Source organism: Methylobacterium sp. CB376 (genome assembly GCF_029714205.1).
Lineage (GTDB): Bacteria > Pseudomonadota > Alphaproteobacteria > Rhizobiales > Beijerinckiaceae > Methylobacterium.
In genome coordinates this window covers 6,109,038-6,122,856 of sequence record NZ_CP121648.1, presented here as the reverse complement: position 1 = coordinate 6,122,856, position 13,819 = coordinate 6,109,038, and the positions used below count along the sequence as shown (strand labels likewise).

The 13,819-nt window shown below is 66.0% G+C and carries 12 protein-coding genes and 3 pseudogenes; 8 read left to right on the top strand and 7 right to left on the bottom strand.

Features of this window, described 5'->3' with window-relative positions; genetic code table 11:
- Window positions 1–103 precede the first annotated feature (103 nt).
- Window positions 104–235 (top strand): hypothetical protein, encoded by a 132-nt coding sequence (locus QA634_RS28240; RefSeq protein WP_265576439.1) that lies wholly within the window; start codon window positions 104–106, stop codon window positions 233–235.
- Between the two features lie 533 nt (window positions 236–768).
- Here QA634_RS28240 and QA634_RS28235 read toward each other — a convergent pair.
- Window positions 769–1,143: a histidine kinase gene (locus QA634_RS28235; protein WP_012335279.1), complete on the bottom strand. Its 375-nt coding sequence runs from the start codon at window positions 1,141–1,143 to the stop codon at window positions 769–771.
- Window positions 1,144–1,308: 165 nt separating this feature from the next.
- A complete protein-coding gene (locus QA634_RS28230; protein WP_265576438.1) occupies window positions 1,309–2,754 on the bottom strand; it encodes a sensor histidine kinase in 1,446 nt (481 codons plus the stop codon).
- 122 nt (window positions 2,755–2,876) lie between these two features.
- On the opposite strand from QA634_RS28230, the gene QA634_RS28225 reads away from it, so the two are divergent.
- The 3 genes from QA634_RS28225 to QA634_RS28215 all read left to right on the top strand — a co-directional run bounded on the left by QA634_RS28225 (window position 2,877) and on the right by QA634_RS28215 (window position 5,069).
- Window positions 2,877–4,037 (top strand): alpha/beta hydrolase, encoded by a 1,161-nt coding sequence (locus QA634_RS28225; protein ID WP_012335277.1) that lies wholly within the window; start codon window positions 2,877–2,879, stop codon window positions 4,035–4,037.
- Between the two features lie 376 nt (window positions 4,038–4,413).
- The gene (locus tag QA634_RS28220) at window positions 4,414–4,704 is read left to right on the top strand and encodes a hypothetical protein (RefSeq protein WP_157182184.1); all 291 of its coding nucleotides are present in this window, start codon (window positions 4,414–4,416) and stop codon (window positions 4,702–4,704) included.
- Entirely contained in the window at window positions 4,701–5,069 is a 369-nt protein-coding gene (locus tag QA634_RS28215; RefSeq protein WP_012335276.1) for an IS3 family transposase, read from the top strand. Before QA634_RS28220 ends, QA634_RS28215 begins: the two co-directional genes overlap by 4 nt.
- Before the next feature lie 12 nt (window positions 5,070–5,081).
- On the opposite strand, the gene QA634_RS28210 is transcribed toward QA634_RS28215, so the two are convergent.
- Window positions 5,082–6,044, bottom strand: a complete 963-nt coding sequence (locus QA634_RS28210; RefSeq protein ID WP_012333161.1) for an IS481-like element ISMtsp15 family transposase — start codon at window positions 6,042–6,044, stop codon at window positions 5,082–5,084.
- Between the two features lie 301 nt (window positions 6,045–6,345).
- Window positions 6,346–7,368, bottom strand: a complete 1,023-nt coding sequence (locus QA634_RS28205; protein WP_012335275.1) for an IS110-like element ISMtsp17 family transposase — start codon at window positions 7,366–7,368, stop codon at window positions 6,346–6,348.
- A gap of 209 nt (window positions 7,369–7,577) precedes the next feature.
- Between QA634_RS28205 and QA634_RS28200 the strand changes: the two genes are divergently transcribed.
- Complete coding sequence (locus tag QA634_RS28200) at window positions 7,578–9,098, top strand: sensor histidine kinase (RefSeq protein ID WP_012335274.1); 1,521 nt, start codon at window positions 7,578–7,580, stop codon at window positions 9,096–9,098.
- Window positions 9,099–9,220: 122 nt separating this feature from the next.
- Here the strand turns inward: QA634_RS28200 and QA634_RS28195 are convergent, their stop codons facing one another.
- Window positions 9,221–10,621: an IS30-like element ISMtsp4 family transposase gene (locus QA634_RS28195; RefSeq protein WP_012330561.1), complete on the bottom strand. Its 1,401-nt coding sequence runs from the start codon at window positions 10,619–10,621 to the stop codon at window positions 9,221–9,223.
- Between the two features lie 137 nt (window positions 10,622–10,758).
- Window positions 10,759–11,184, bottom strand: coding sequence for a hypothetical protein (locus QA634_RS28190; protein WP_150108738.1), 426 nt, complete (start codon window positions 11,182–11,184; stop codon window positions 10,759–10,761).
- A gap of 128 nt (window positions 11,185–11,312) precedes the next feature.
- Between QA634_RS28190 and QA634_RS28185 the strand changes: the two are divergent.
- Window positions 11,313–11,774, top strand: a pseudogene (locus QA634_RS28185) (ABC transporter substrate-binding protein); the annotation flags it as partial.
- 77 nt (window positions 11,775–11,851) lie between these two features.
- Here QA634_RS28185 and QA634_RS28180 read toward each other — a convergent pair.
- Window positions 11,852–12,055 (bottom strand): annotated as a pseudogene (locus QA634_RS28180) (GMC oxidoreductase); the annotation flags it as partial.
- Between the two features lie 46 nt (window positions 12,056–12,101).
- On the opposite strand from QA634_RS28180, the gene QA634_RS28175 reads away from it, so the two are divergent.
- Window positions 12,102–13,223: an IS630 family transposase gene (locus QA634_RS28175; protein WP_012335273.1), complete on the top strand. Its 1,122-nt coding sequence runs from the start codon at window positions 12,102–12,104 to the stop codon at window positions 13,221–13,223.
- Window positions 13,220–13,360 (top strand): annotated as a pseudogene (locus QA634_RS28170) (IS3-like element ISMtsp5 family transposase); the annotation flags it as partial. The gene QA634_RS28175 and the pseudogene QA634_RS28170, both read left to right, overlap by 4 nt.
- Between the last annotated feature and the right edge of the window lie 459 nt (window positions 13,361–13,819).

Here is a 13,819-nt window from a genome sequence, read left to right as displayed (position 1 = left end):
GGAGTGTAGCAGTCCTGATACGTCAACTGATTGCTCTCCCATCGAGGGAACCGCCGAGGCTCCGGCTCGTTGTAAGGCCAAATCACGTCCTACGGAGCATAAGATGTCGCGGCTTGATGAGCGAGCGGCAGCTAGCATATTGCCGCTGCCGTCGATCGGCAAAGCCCTCATCGGGTTTGCAGCATCCACAACAGGCCTGATACTCGCGATGCTGATGCTCGGCGGCATTGCATGACGACTTGCTAGGATAGCCGTCGATGAGCCGGATTTCTTTGATTTTTTCTGTTCGATCATTTCAGCTTCGACCAAGTGAGCACTTAACCTCCGTCGGCTGAGATGGAGGAGTCCTGATGCTGATCAAGGTGCGGTCTCGGCACGCGCATAATATGCTGACGACGAGCGTGCCGCCTGGCACACCGACTGGCTGGTCCTGTTGCTCCGATGATGACGCGAACGCTGGCCATCGCTGGAGCACTCATTGCAACTCTGAGTGCTGCCGAAGAGAATCCTTCGCGGTGCGTGGTTCTCGACAGCGCGGATCTGCTCAATCTGTGCTTGTCGCTCGAACACGAGGACCCGTCTTACTGTCAGAAGATCCATGACCTCGACATGCGCAGATGGTGTCGGACCCAGTTGGGAAATACAGATTTCGAGGAAGAGGAGCCGGATCTGGAGGCTGTGCCCAGTCGGCCAAGGCGTTCCGCTCGACCCGGACGAAAATAGTTGGCTCCGTTATGTTCAGTCGCACCAAATGGACGGGGCTATGCCCTACTCATCCTTGAGCAGTGCGGTCAGGCCGGCGAGAACAACTTCGACAGGTGCCGGCTTCCTGATCCAGGGGACGCGCTGAAACACGACCGGCAGTGTCGCCGTGTGGTCATAGCCGCTATAGACCAGGAACGGGATTCCGCGGCTCTCAAGATCGCGCGCGAGCGCCTCGCACGGCCCATCCGCGAGCGCGTTGTCGAGAACCGCAGCAACCGGCTCGTTGGCCCGCAGCCACTCTTCGGCTTGAGAACAGGTCGGGAATGGGCCGGCAACCGTGAAGCCACGCAGCACCAACTGATCGGCAAGCTCAATGCCGATGAGAGCCTCGTCCTCGGCGATGAGGATGCAACCGCGCGGACCGCGTTCACCGGCCATGCCACTCTCGGGCCATGCCACTCCTGTCGCCTCACGGCCGACCTCGATCTGCGTGGACGGGAATGACGCGCCACACGCCGCAAGCGGCGATGAGCCTCCCGACCAGATACAGTTTAGCTCAAGCCGCTGCCGCGGGCGAGTTCGTCGATGGCGAGCGTGGGGTACTCAGTATTCCGGAACCAGCCGCGCTTCCACGAGTGGGGCTGTCACGCTGATCCAAAATCCTTCGGGCCGATGTTCGGTGTTCACCTCCGCCCCGCACTGGGCCTCCAGCATCTTCTGGATCTTCGTGCCCACGCCAGCCCGGAACGGCGGCTTCGCACGATGGCTGCCGTGCTCGGACCACACGAGGTGTAACAGCCGCTTCCCGTCTTGCCTGACGAGGCCCCACTGCACCTTGACCCTCCCGCCGGCAGAAGAGAGCGCCCCGTGGCGTTCAGCGTTCGACCTGAGTTCGTGAAGGGCCATGCCAAGCGGCACGGCGAGGTCCGCAGCAAGATCGAGTTCAGGGCCGTCCAGCACCACGCGGCCGGTGTCATGGCTGAGGTGCCATTCGAACTCGTGCGCGAGAAGGTCGTCGAGGCGTACGGTTTGCCAGTAGTCGTCGGACAGGAGCGCCTGCGTTCTCGCCAGGGAGGCGATCCGGTCGGAGAAGGCGCGGTATAACTCATCGACGCTGCCGCTCGCGCGCGCGGTGACGCCGAACAGGGCCTGGAGTACGGCGAGATTGTTGCGGGTGCGATGGTGCAGCTCGCGGACGAGCAGGTGCTGGCGCGCCTCGCTCTGACGCACAATCGACAGCGCCTCGTCGCGCTCAGTCACGGCCCGGCGCAGCTCAAGCTGGCTCGTCACTTGCCGGGCGAAGACCATCAGAGCCGATGCCTGCTCACGGCTCAGCCCTGCTCGCGGGTTGCGGTCAAGCACACAGAGGCTGCCGAGCGGCAGGCCGTCCGGCGTTTCCAGCCGCGCTCCCGCGTAGAAGCGCAGGTACGGAAAGCTCGCGATCAAGGGGTTGGCTGCGAACCTCGGGTCTAAGCTCATGTCCGGCACGACGGTGAGCCCGGGCGTGAGGACAGTCGTGGCGCAGACTGACACATCGATCGGCGTCTCTCGGATGCCCAGGCCCACCTCGGCCTTGAACCATTGACGGCGGTCCTCGACGAGGCTGATGGCGGCCACCGGCGTTCGGCAGATCTGGGCCGCTAGCTGAACGACCTCGTCGAAGTCGTCTTCTCTGGGTGTATCGAGAACTCGGTAGGCGCGCAGAGCCGCCAGCCGTTTCTCCTCCCATGCTGGACTTTCACACGCGTCCGTCACGCACCACACCCTCACCATCGGATACGGGTCAACAACACAGGATAATCCCGGGTTCAATCGCAGGAGGCCTGGTTGGGGCGCGTTGCTACTTGTCTGGCGCTCGCAGCGGGCCGTCAAGCTGCACTCGAGACGCGCGGGCGCCAGCGCACTGGCAGAGAAACGATCGCCGCTTTCGAGAGGTCCGCTGTCGAGTGTCGAGCGGCCAATCCGGCGACCCTGATCGAAGCTCTGGAAGTCGCGCATCCCTACCGTTCGCTCTGCGCCAGAGCGGCAGGCATGCGCCAGCTCCGCCATCTAACAACCCTCCGGACCACCCTGCTCCACCCGCTCACCACCTCCACGCAACACGCACGCGTCCGCTCTCAACCGCCATGCTAGCCTTCGGCAGGCGCAGGAGACGCTGATGGGAGGAAACCATGCTTCGGGCTTCTACGGCTTGCGCCCTCGCGCTGGCCTGCTTGTTCCCCGCCGCGGCCGCGGATCGCGATCCCGGCACCCACGCCGCGTTCAAGCCAGCCCAGCAGGAGGGTTACTTCTTCGTGGGTGGCCGCTACCAGACGGTCCAAGGGAAGGAGATCGCCGTCGGCCACATGTTCGTGCAGTACCACGCTCCGGTGCAGGTCACGCAGCCTTACCCCGTGGTGATGGTGCATGGAACCGCGCAGACCGGGATCAACTTCCTGGGCACCCCCGATGGTCGGCCGGGCTGGGTTGATCGCTTCGTCGAGCGTGGCTTTGCCGTCTACGTGGTCGATCAGGTCGGTCGCGGGCGATCCGGCGACAATCCCGAGGTCTATGGCCCCTACGCCCGGCTCACTACGGGCGATCTGGAGAGCATTTTCACCGGCCAGGAGAACTTCGGCCTCTTTCCGCAGGCGAAGCTGCACACCCAGTGGCCTGGAGGTCCGGGCGTGAAAGGCAACGCCGCGTTCGACCAATTCTATCTCTCCCAAGTGCCCTTCATCGCGAGCGCGTTGAAGAGCGAGGAACTCGTCGATCCCGCGCTCATCGCTCTCTTGGAGAAGATCGGCCCGTCAGTTCTGCTCACCCACTCGCAGGCAGGTGTTTTTGGATGGGCCGTGTCGGACCAGCGGCCGGATCTTGTGAAGGCGCATGTGGCGGTCGAGCCGAATGGTCCGACGTTCTTCGATATCCGGTTCAAGGGCGGTGACGACTGGTACGAGAAAGTCGGCGACGCTCGGGCTCGGCCGTACGGCATCACGCGCGTGCCGCTGCATTTCGATCCGGCGGTCAACTCGCCCACGGATCTCACGATCGCTCAGGCGGAGAAGCCGCTGCGGCCAGGTCAGATCCGGTGCTGGTTGCAGGCCGAGCCAGCGCGCAAGCTGCCGAACCTCGCGAAAGTTCCCGCTGTGATCGTCACCGGAGAGGCATCGTTTCGAGCAACAATGGACGATTGTACCGGGGCTTTCCTCGAACAGGCTGGCGCGAAGCCGGATCGGCTCGCGCTGGCCGAGCACGGCATCCGAGGCAATGGACACATGATGATGCTGGAATCAAACAATCTGGAGGTTGCGGACGCGATCGTCGGGTGGGTCACCGGAAAGCTGCACTGAGCTTGACGAGGTCGCGGCTGGGCCGTGTCGACGCGACTTGGCCAGCCGCCTCGGGATCTCGGCGGCGATGCCGGCTGCAGGAAGGTCTCGGAGGCGGTCTGTCGCACGACGCGATGAAGCTGCGCGGATGATCGGCCGTCCAGTATCAATCTAGAAGCGCGGCCAGCGAGGCTCGCACAAGATTAAGAGACCCTAACACAACCCACCTTCGCTCCCACCAAGTGGTTTAAATTTCACGAGCGAAGGCGGTTCAGATAGATGCTCTAAGAGTTAGTGGGATTGCCCCGGATCGGTGGACACCGAGAGCGCTTTCGCGTGAGGTGTGTTTGCCATGCCGAGACCCCGTCCCCCGTACCCGGCGGAGTTCCGCCGCGAGATGGTCGAGTTGGTCCGCGCCGGGCGCGATCCGACCGACCTCGCCCGTGAGTTCGAGCCGTCGGCCCAGGCCATCCGCACCTGGGTGGCCGAGGCCGACCAGCAGGAGGGACGCCGAGAGGCGAAGCCTGCTGCTACTGAGGCCGCGCTGTCGGCGAACGAGCGCGAGGAGTTGCTTCGGCTGCGGCGCGAGAACCGTCAGTTGAAGCTGGAGCGCGACATCCTCTCTCGCGCGACAGCCTGGTTTGCGCGCGAGACCGGAGGTCTGCCGTTTGGATCTTCCGGTTCATGAGCGAGAACCAGGCGCACTTCCCGATTGCCGTCATGGCGCGCGTGCTGGGCGTCTCGAAGGCCGGGGACTACGCCTGGGTCGGCCGACCCCTCTCGGCGCGGGCTCAGGCGGACGAGGTGCTGCTCCGGCGCATCCGCACGATCCACCTGGGCTCGCGTCAGACCTACGGCTCGCCGCGGGTCCAGGCGGAGTTGCGTGACCAGGGCGAGGCTCACAGCCGCAAGCGGATTGCGCGGCTGATGCGCGAGGCGGGTCTCGTCGGGGCGTGCCATCGCCGCGGCGGACCCATGACGACGCGGCGCGATCAGGAGGCCAGACCAGCTCCGGACCTGGTCGACCGCAGCTGTGCGGCCGATGAACTGTAGGGTCTGGGGAGATCATTTCACCGCGGCCAAGGCCTGATCGATGCGGTAGTCCGGATGACGGATGCGCGCTTTAGCGGGGTCGAAGAGGGCTTCCACCTCTTCTCGGAGCGGCGTCTGGTCCGAGCGTTCAGCCACCCGGTCGATGGGAGATGCGCCATCAAGCGCCGAATGGGGGCGGCTCCAGTTCCAGTGATGCTGCCACTCGGCCACGCGGTCGGCGATGTCCGCGGATTTCGGATCCACAGTGGTCCAGAACTCCTCAAGAGCGGCGCGATGGCTGCGCTCGACCTTGCCATTCAGATGGGGCGATCGTGGCGGGATCGGGCGGAACTTGATGCCCCAGTCGATCAGCCGCTGCTGCACAGCCTCGGCAAAGAATTCGCGTCCGCGGTCGGTCTGGATCCGCTGAATGGCAAACGGCATCTCCTCGATCACGCGGTCGAGAAAATCGAGAGTGTTCGCGGCGGTCCGGCGTGGATAGATCCCCAACACGGCGTAGCGCGAGCAGTCATCTATGGCGGTGTACTGGTACACACCCGGGCAGATTTTGCAGGCGTCCATCTGCACCCGATCGCCCGGCACGGGTCGACTATAGCGGAGCTTCCCTCTGACGCGCCGCCGCGGTCGCTTGAGCACTTGCTCGCCGTGACGGACGAGCACGCGATGGATGGTGTCGAGCGACAGCGTCAGATCGTGCTGACGGACGAGCTCATTGCGGAGCTGCTTGATCCCGAGCTTGCGGTCGCGTCGGAGGCTGAGGATCAGCGTCTCGTGCTCTGCAAACACCTTCTGAGCTGCCAAGCGTCGCGGACGGCGGCTGTGTTCCACCAGCCCAGCTGGACCAGCGGCCTGATACCTCCGCCACCACTTGCGCAACGTCGGGCGTGAGATGCCGCAGCGGCGGCAAACGAGGCCGGCGTCGCCGGTCTGGGCATAGAGTTCAATCCATCCCAGACGCGCCTTCGTCAGATCCATGGCCGTGTCTCGCGTTGGCTGGGGATCTGATGGACAGCGCGTGCCGCGCTGCCCACAGCTCCACAGCAGAAGCAGCAATCGGAATGCCAGATCGGCCGGGAGCGCGGACGGCGAGATTGAAACGATGTCGCCGAACCTCACAGCTGCTGGCCTGTATGGAGATCGCGGATCGGATCCAAATCGCTGTCGCGCGCTCAAGGCGCTTGGCCATTCACTGGTTTTCCCGACCCCGTCTTCTGACCGTTGCGCCATACCTCTCGCCTGACCTTCCCTGCCTCGCTGACGCCTCAGGCCGTGGCGGTCACGCCGTGGCCGGAGCTCTGTAGCAGCCGCCGTGGGCCATCAAGGCCCAGACGATCCTTGCCATCTTGTTCGCCAGGGCGACGGTGACCAGCATGCGCGGCTTGCGCAACAGCATGCCGGCCAACCATGCCCCAGCTTTGTCGGGATCGCGCGCCGCGACCTTGGTCGCAGAGCTCGCGCCCAGGATCAGCAACCGTCGCAAGCTGCGCTCGCCCATCTTGGTCGTTCGCCCCAGCCGCTCCTTGCCGCCGCTGGAGTGCTGCCGCGGGACGAGGCCGAGCCAGGCCGCAAAGTTACGCCCGCGGCGGAAGGTACTGGCAGCCGGTGCCAGCGCCACCAGTGCGGCCGCGATCACCGGGCCGACACCCGGTATCGTCATCAGCCGCTTGGCCACGGCATCGTCCTTCGCACGCTGGGCGATCTCGCGGTCCAGAAGCGCGATCTGCGCCTGCAGCGCCTGCAGGGTGTCCGCGATGACGGCCAGGACCGGCCGTGCCTGGGCCGGCACGTCGGATGTCTGGTCGCGGATGACCGCGACGAGCTGGCCAACGTGCCCGACACCCTGGCGAACGACGTACCCGAACTCGGTGAGGTGCCCGCGCAGGGCGTTGATCAACTGGGTCCGCTGACGCACGAGCAGGTCGCGCGTACGAAACACGACCGCGCAGGCCTGAGCCTGCGCGGTCTTGCCCTGGACGAACCGCATTGTTGGCCGCTGTGCCGCCTCGCAGATCGCCTCCGCGTCGGCCATGTCGTTCTTCTGCCGCTTCACGAACGGCTTCACGTAAGCCGGCGGGATGAGCCGCGTGTCGTGACCTGCCAAGGCGATCTCCCGGGCCCAGTAGTGAGCACTGGCGCATGCCTCCATCGCGACCACGCAGCGCGGAAGGGTCGAGAAGAACGCCAGCACCTGAGCACGCCGAAGCTTCTTGCGAAACACGACTGTGCCACTCGGATCCGAGCCGTGAACTTGGAACACCGATTTGGCCAGATCGATCCCGACTGTGCTAACCTCACCCATGGACGCCTCCTGCAGTGGTGTTGCAACACCTCCACTCTGGCACATCGATGCCGTCAGGGGGCGTCCACCCCAACGCTGTCGAGTGACGAGCGGCCATTCCGGCGGCACTGATCAAAGGTCCGGAAGTGGCGCAGGGCGGATGATCGAACGGCGTGCATCCCGAGGCTTCAGCGCGTAGGAGGGGCGCTCCGCTGCTCTCTTTCGTCCTGATGCGCAAACTCCTGAGCAGGCTCGGCCTGCGCTTCGAAGCTCCCGCCGCCGAGCGCGCCTTCGTGACGCGCTTCACCCTCGACGACCTACCCCGCACGCGCGCGGCGATGCTGCTCGGCGCCTTCATCTACTGCGCCTTCGCCGTCTGGGACTGGATCCTCGACCCGGCGCACTGGACCGAGACCCTATTCCTTCGCCTTGCCGTCGCCCTCGCCGTGCTGCTGCCCGCGACCGCGGCGCTGAGCTGGCCGGCCGCGCGGCGCTGGGCCGAGGAGATCTACCTCGGCTACTGCGTCGTGCCCGGCTGCGTGCTCAGCCTGATCTACCTGCGGCTGGGACCTGGCTTCGACCATGCCGCCGCGGGCATGATCATCGTCATCCTGTTCGTCTCGACGCTGCTGCCGCTGCGCCTGCCCTCGCTCGCCGCGTTCTGCGGCCTGACCTGGCTCTGCTTCGCCGTGTGCGAGACCTTCGCGGTGCACGAGCGGGCGGGCATGCGCTTCGTGAACAACTTCGAGATCGGCATGGCCTACGCGCTCTCCCTCTACGCCGTCGGAGCGCGGGAGGTGCGGGCGCGGCGCCAATTCCGGACAGAGGAGGCACTTCGGCGGGAGAAGGAGCGGTCGGAGATGGCCCTGTCCGAGTTGCGCGAGGCTCAGGCCCATCTTGTGCAGGCCGAGAAGCTGGCGGCCCTCGGCCAACTCGTGGCAGGCGTCGCTCACGAGATCAACACACCGATCGGGCTGGCGCTGACCACCTCGACAGCCGCTGAGGGTGATCTCAGGCAGCTCCAGCGCGCCGTCGAGTCAGGGCAGCTGCGCCGGTCGGATCTCACGCAAGGCCTTGCCCGACTGAGCGAGGGCATGCGGCTGCTATTCTCCAATCTGACGCGGGCCGCCGACCTCGTGCACAGCTTCAAGCAGGTCGCGGTGGACCAAGCCAGCGAGGAGAAGCGCACCTTTGATCTGCGCGGCTGGCTTGAGGACCTGATGAGCACGCTCGGTCCGCTCGTGCGCCGCAAAGGCCACGCGGTGCGGATCCGCTGCGAGGACGGGATCGTCCTCGATTCCCATCCCGGCGCGCTGGCGCAGGTGATCAGCAATCTGGCGCTCAACGCCATCGTGCACGGTTATCCAGACGGCCGATCAGGCGTGCTCGACGTCGCGGCGTCTCGTTCGGGTGAGGATCGGCTGCGCATCATCGTAGCGGACGACGGCATCGGCATCCCGCCGGAGCACCTGGGCAGGGTATTCGACCCGTTCTTCACCACGGGGCGCGACAAGGGCAGCACGGGGCTCGGCCTGCACATCGTCTTCAATTTGGTCGCCTCGACCCTGCAGGGTCAGATCGCGCTGTCGAGCAGCGAGGGCGGAGGCGCGTGCTTCACCATCGACCTGCCCCTCTCCGTGGATGAAGGGGAGGTGCGCCAAGCAGCCAAACCGCAACCGGTGAGGCGCGCGACCCTCGTGTCCGTTTCCGGCTCGTCCGGACCGTTGGCCGAACCTGATGCGAACGGATGAGAGTGACCCAAAGCGGCCCCTCGCGGCAGATGTCGGGAATGTCCGGTTACGAGGGTTATCCAGACATTTATTTTCTGACGCGATTCCCTGCCACCAGTCGGCTCGCGGGTCTCTACTTGGGTTCAAGCGGTCGTCGCAACACCATCTTGCACGGCAGCCAGCACAGCGTCGAGCGCCTCTGCCGGCGTCTTCCAGTTCAGCGTCTTGCGCGGTCTGCTGTTGAGGGCTGCGGCCACAGCAGCAAGATCGTTCGCGCTGTGGGCGCTCAGATCCGTTCCTTTCGGGAAGTACTGTCGCAGTAACCCGTTCGTATTCTCGTTCGTCCCCCGCTGCCAGGGTGAGCGTGGATCGCAGAAGTAGACCTGCAGACCCGCGTCGATCCGCAAGCGCGCGTGCTCGGCCATCTCGGTACCCTGGTCCCAGGTCAACGAGCGCCGCAGCTGCTCGGGCAAGCGCGCGATCGTGCCGGCGATCGCCTCGCGCACCGCCTGGGCCCCGTGCCCCGCCAGCGCCGGGCCGTTCTTCGCACGCGGTGTCACCCCATGGCCGTCCATCGGCGGAAGATGCAGCAGCATCGTAAAGCGCGTCGTGCGCTCGACCAGGGTCCCGATCGCCGAACTCTTCAGACCCAGGATCAGATCTCCTTCCCAGTGCCCCGGCACCGCGCGGTCCTCCACCTCGGGCGGACGCTCGCTGATGAGCACCTCGGGGGTGACGAACGACCTGCCTCGGCCCAGGCTGCGGGCCCGCGGCACACGCAAAGCCCGTCCTGTGCGAAGACACGCGGTCAGCTCACGCTTCAGCGCGCCCCGGCCCTGGATGTAGAGCGCCTGATAGATCGCCTCGTGACTGATGCGCATCGTCGTATCGCCCGGAAAGTCGAGCCGTAGGCGCTCGGCGATCTGCTGCGGACTCCAGGATCGACCCCATCGCCGGCTCTGGCGTCGCCCGTGCCGCCGTCCCTTCCAGGCAACGCTAGGGCCAGGCAGAGCGCTCCCGCCCGGTGTCGCGACAGTTCCGGCGAGCCGCTCCTGCACGTACGTCCGCAGCGCTGCGTTCCCCGCCAGTTTTGCTGGCTTGGGCCGGCGTGCCGCGCGTTCAGCGTGCCACTGCGCGGTCGTGGCGCGATAGTCCAGGCCGCCACTGCGGGTCGCCGCATTGCGGCGCAATTCCCGCGAGATGGTCGACGCCGCCCGTCCCAGACGCCGAGCGACGTCCCGGACCCCGTGACCTTGCGCTTGTAGGATCGCGATCTCCTCCCGCTCAGCCAACGACAGGTAGCGCGCAGAAGGCGACTTGGATGATGGTGACAGGTGGGAAGGTGCCATTCCGCCTGCTGTCCGGAACCACCGCGAGCCGACCGGTGGCGAGATCCCGAGCTTCATCGCTGCGACCTCGCTGGAGAGACCCTGCGCGAGGAACGCCCAGAACCCCCGCCGCGTCTCGCGCAGACCGACCCCGGGACGACCCGGTGACCGCAGCTTCTCGCGAAGTGCCCGATCCGAACGCCGCCGACCTGCCATCACAACCGCCCTCCGCCAAGCCGTTGCGACGACCACTTGAATCCACCCTAGCGTCAAGCGCGTCAGCGGAAGCAGCTACCGTGGCCAAGGCGTAGACTCGTCCGGTTGCCTTGGCTGGGTCCTGATATCCTCAACATTCAACGCGCTTGGAGCTGGAGCGGCTCGGCCACTGGCGGAGGGGCCGGTGCCTCGGCATTCTCAACCCCCCGCATCTGATTACGCTGCGCCACCGTTAGATTAACCGTCTCCGCGCGGCAGGCAGCCAGCTCGGAAGACTCCAGCCTGTAGCCGCGCTGGAGACAGGCGAGGCCGGCTGTGAAGTCAGCAACCTCGTCCTCGGTTACCTCTCGGAAGAGCGTGCCGTCCCGGTAAACAGCATATCGCGCGCGGGAGCCTTTGCCACCGCGATAGGCCGAAGCTCCTTCGCCACTGGCGATCAGACGGTCCTCGCCGTGGCACGCTTCCTTGATCGATGCTTCGAGCGGTGGGATCGTCACCTGTTGCAGGCAACCACACAACGCCAGGGCCGTAGCAGCCGCTACCACTCGCCGGATCGGCATCATCGCCCCTCCCTTCCTGCACACAGCCTACGCGGGTGCTCACTGGAGTCGATGGCAGCGCCACAACAGTTGTGGTCGCCGCGAATAGCCGAAGGCTAGGACGACCACATCCGGGGACATTGCACGCCACACTCATGGGGGCGCCCGGACGGGCCGGGGAACTCGCGCGCGGCTACGAGGACCGCCTCTCGCGCGTCGCCGCCGCGGCCGAGGGCCGGCCCCGCGTCTACTTCGAGGAATGGGACGAGCCGCTGATTTCGGGCACCGGCTGGGTCTCGGACCTCGTCGGTATCGCGGGTGGGCAGGACGTCTTCCCGGCCCTCGCCCGGCAGGCGGCGGCGAAGGACAGGATCGTGCCGCCCGACGCAGTGCTGGCGGCCGCGCCCGACGTGATCCTCGCCTCCTGGTGCGGGAAGAAGGTGGTGCCGCGCCGTATCGCGGCCCGTCCGGGCTGGTCGGCCATTCCGGCGGTGGCGCGGGGCCGGATCACCGAAGTCAAGTCGCCGCTGATCCTGCAGCCTGGACCGGCGGCACTGACCGACGGCCTCGACGCGATCCGCGCCGCGCTGCGTCCCGCTGACCCTTCGCCCTGAAGATGCAGGATAAATCCACTCAGGGTGCTGTTCAGAGAAACCGAGGCACCTCTCGTCGACAGCAAAGCGCGAAAGTCTCAGCTTGCGCGAACCGGCTTCCTGCGCGGCGGCGTTTCGCCGGCCACAAAGTAAGCTACTTGGCTGCGCGGCAGGAGTGTCCGGCCGCGAATGCCGTCGGCGATCTTCTCCGCGATCATGATCGTCGGGGCGTTGAGGTTGCCCGTTACGATCTGTGGCATGATCGAGGCGTCGATCACACGCAGACCCTCTAGTGCAATGACGCATTCAGAGGATTCACCGGAGGCGTGAGCCGTGCGAGTCTGCGGCATGGCTCAGACTGTCTGTGTGATCCCGAGTGCCACCGACCTAACGCGCCTGTCCGCCATCGTCACCGATCGGGCGCGGGCCCTCAAGCACATCCAGCGCGCCCGTATCGTCCTGCTCTCGGCCGAGCGCCTCCCCGTCCTGGACGTCGCCCGGCAGGCGGGCGTCGGCCGGCCCGCCGTCTGGCGCTGGCAGCAGCGCTACGCCGAAGAAGGCGTCGAGGGTCTGCTGCGCGACAAGACCCGCCCGCCCGGCAAGCCGCCCCATTCCGCCGACACCGTGGCCGGGGTGCTCGCCCTCACCTGCTCCGAGCCGCCCGGCGAGGTCACCCATTGGACAGGTCGGGCCGTGGCGGACGCCGTCGGGATCTCCCTGCGCTCCGTCCAGCGCATCTGGGACGCGCACCGCCTGCAGCCGCATCGCGTGCGCAGCTTCAAGCGCTCGAACGATCCTGCCTTCGCCGCGAAGGTCGAGGACATCGTGGGCCTCTACATGGATCCACCGCGCCACGCTGTGGTGCTGTCGCTGGACGAGAAGAGCCAGATCCAGGCCCTGGAGCGCACCCGCCCGAGCCGAGGCGTGAGGCCGGGCCGCCCCGAGACCCAGACCCACGACTACGTCCGGCACGGCACTACGGCGCTGTTTGCGGCGCTCAACGTGCTGGACGGCACCGTGATCGGCCGCTGCATGCAGCGTCACCGCCACGACGAGTTCCTGCGCTTCCTCAACACCATCGAAGCCGAGGTGCCGGCCGGCAAGGTAATCCACGTGATCCTGGACAACTATGCCACCCACAAGCACCCGAAGGTGCGGGCTTGGCTGGCCCGGCATCCGCGCTGGACCTTCCACTTCACTCCGACCTCGGCCTCGTGGATGACCGCGGTCGAAGGCTTCTTCTCGGCCCTGACCCGGCGCAGGCTAAAGCGTGGCAGCTTCAGCGGGATCGTGGACCTTCAGGCCGCGATCAATCGCTCCATCGCCGAGCACAATCACAGGCCCAAGCCCTTCGTCTGGACCAAGCCGGCCGCCGCCATCCTCGACGCCGTCAACGGCACCGCTGCACCATCCAAATGCCAAATGAGTCACTGCACTTCTGTAACGGGCATTGGTGTCAATCCCTTCTGAGCGTCGAGGATCTACGCCGAGCCCTGCTGGCGTTTCGCCAGACCTACAACGAGACGTGGCTGATCGTGCGGCACGGGTTCCGCCCACCGGCAGCCATCCGCGCTGCGCAGCTTCCACCCGCGGCTCTGGCCGCGTAGGCTTCAGATCGGTGTCTCACAATCCACGGGCGGTACACATGCTGGCTCCACTTTTGCCAACCCCGAGGGCTGCCCAAACAGCAGGGTCCGGAACTCTGATCGGGCCTGTCGCAAACGCGAACAGGCCCGCGTTCACGAGCCGTTAGGCATACCCGCCCAGCTTGCCGCCCCTGTCCCGGAGCCGGCCGATGATCCTCAACGCCCCTGCCCTCAAGCTGTTGAGAGGCCCAAGGCGGCTTCCGGGGCCGGCATTTCGAGGCCAGTCAGATCGTGCAGGACTGAAGGCATGCCCATTGCCCTTACGCTGACATCAGCAGCGTGCTGCCGCGGCTGACTTCTCAAGCTGTAAGGCTTGGTTGATCGGCCATAAGACTTAAGCCGACACGCAAAGTTCACCTCTCTCGCAGCGAAGTACGCGCAACTGTGTGTTCACCGGGGTTGCGGGCGGGCTGGGAGGCC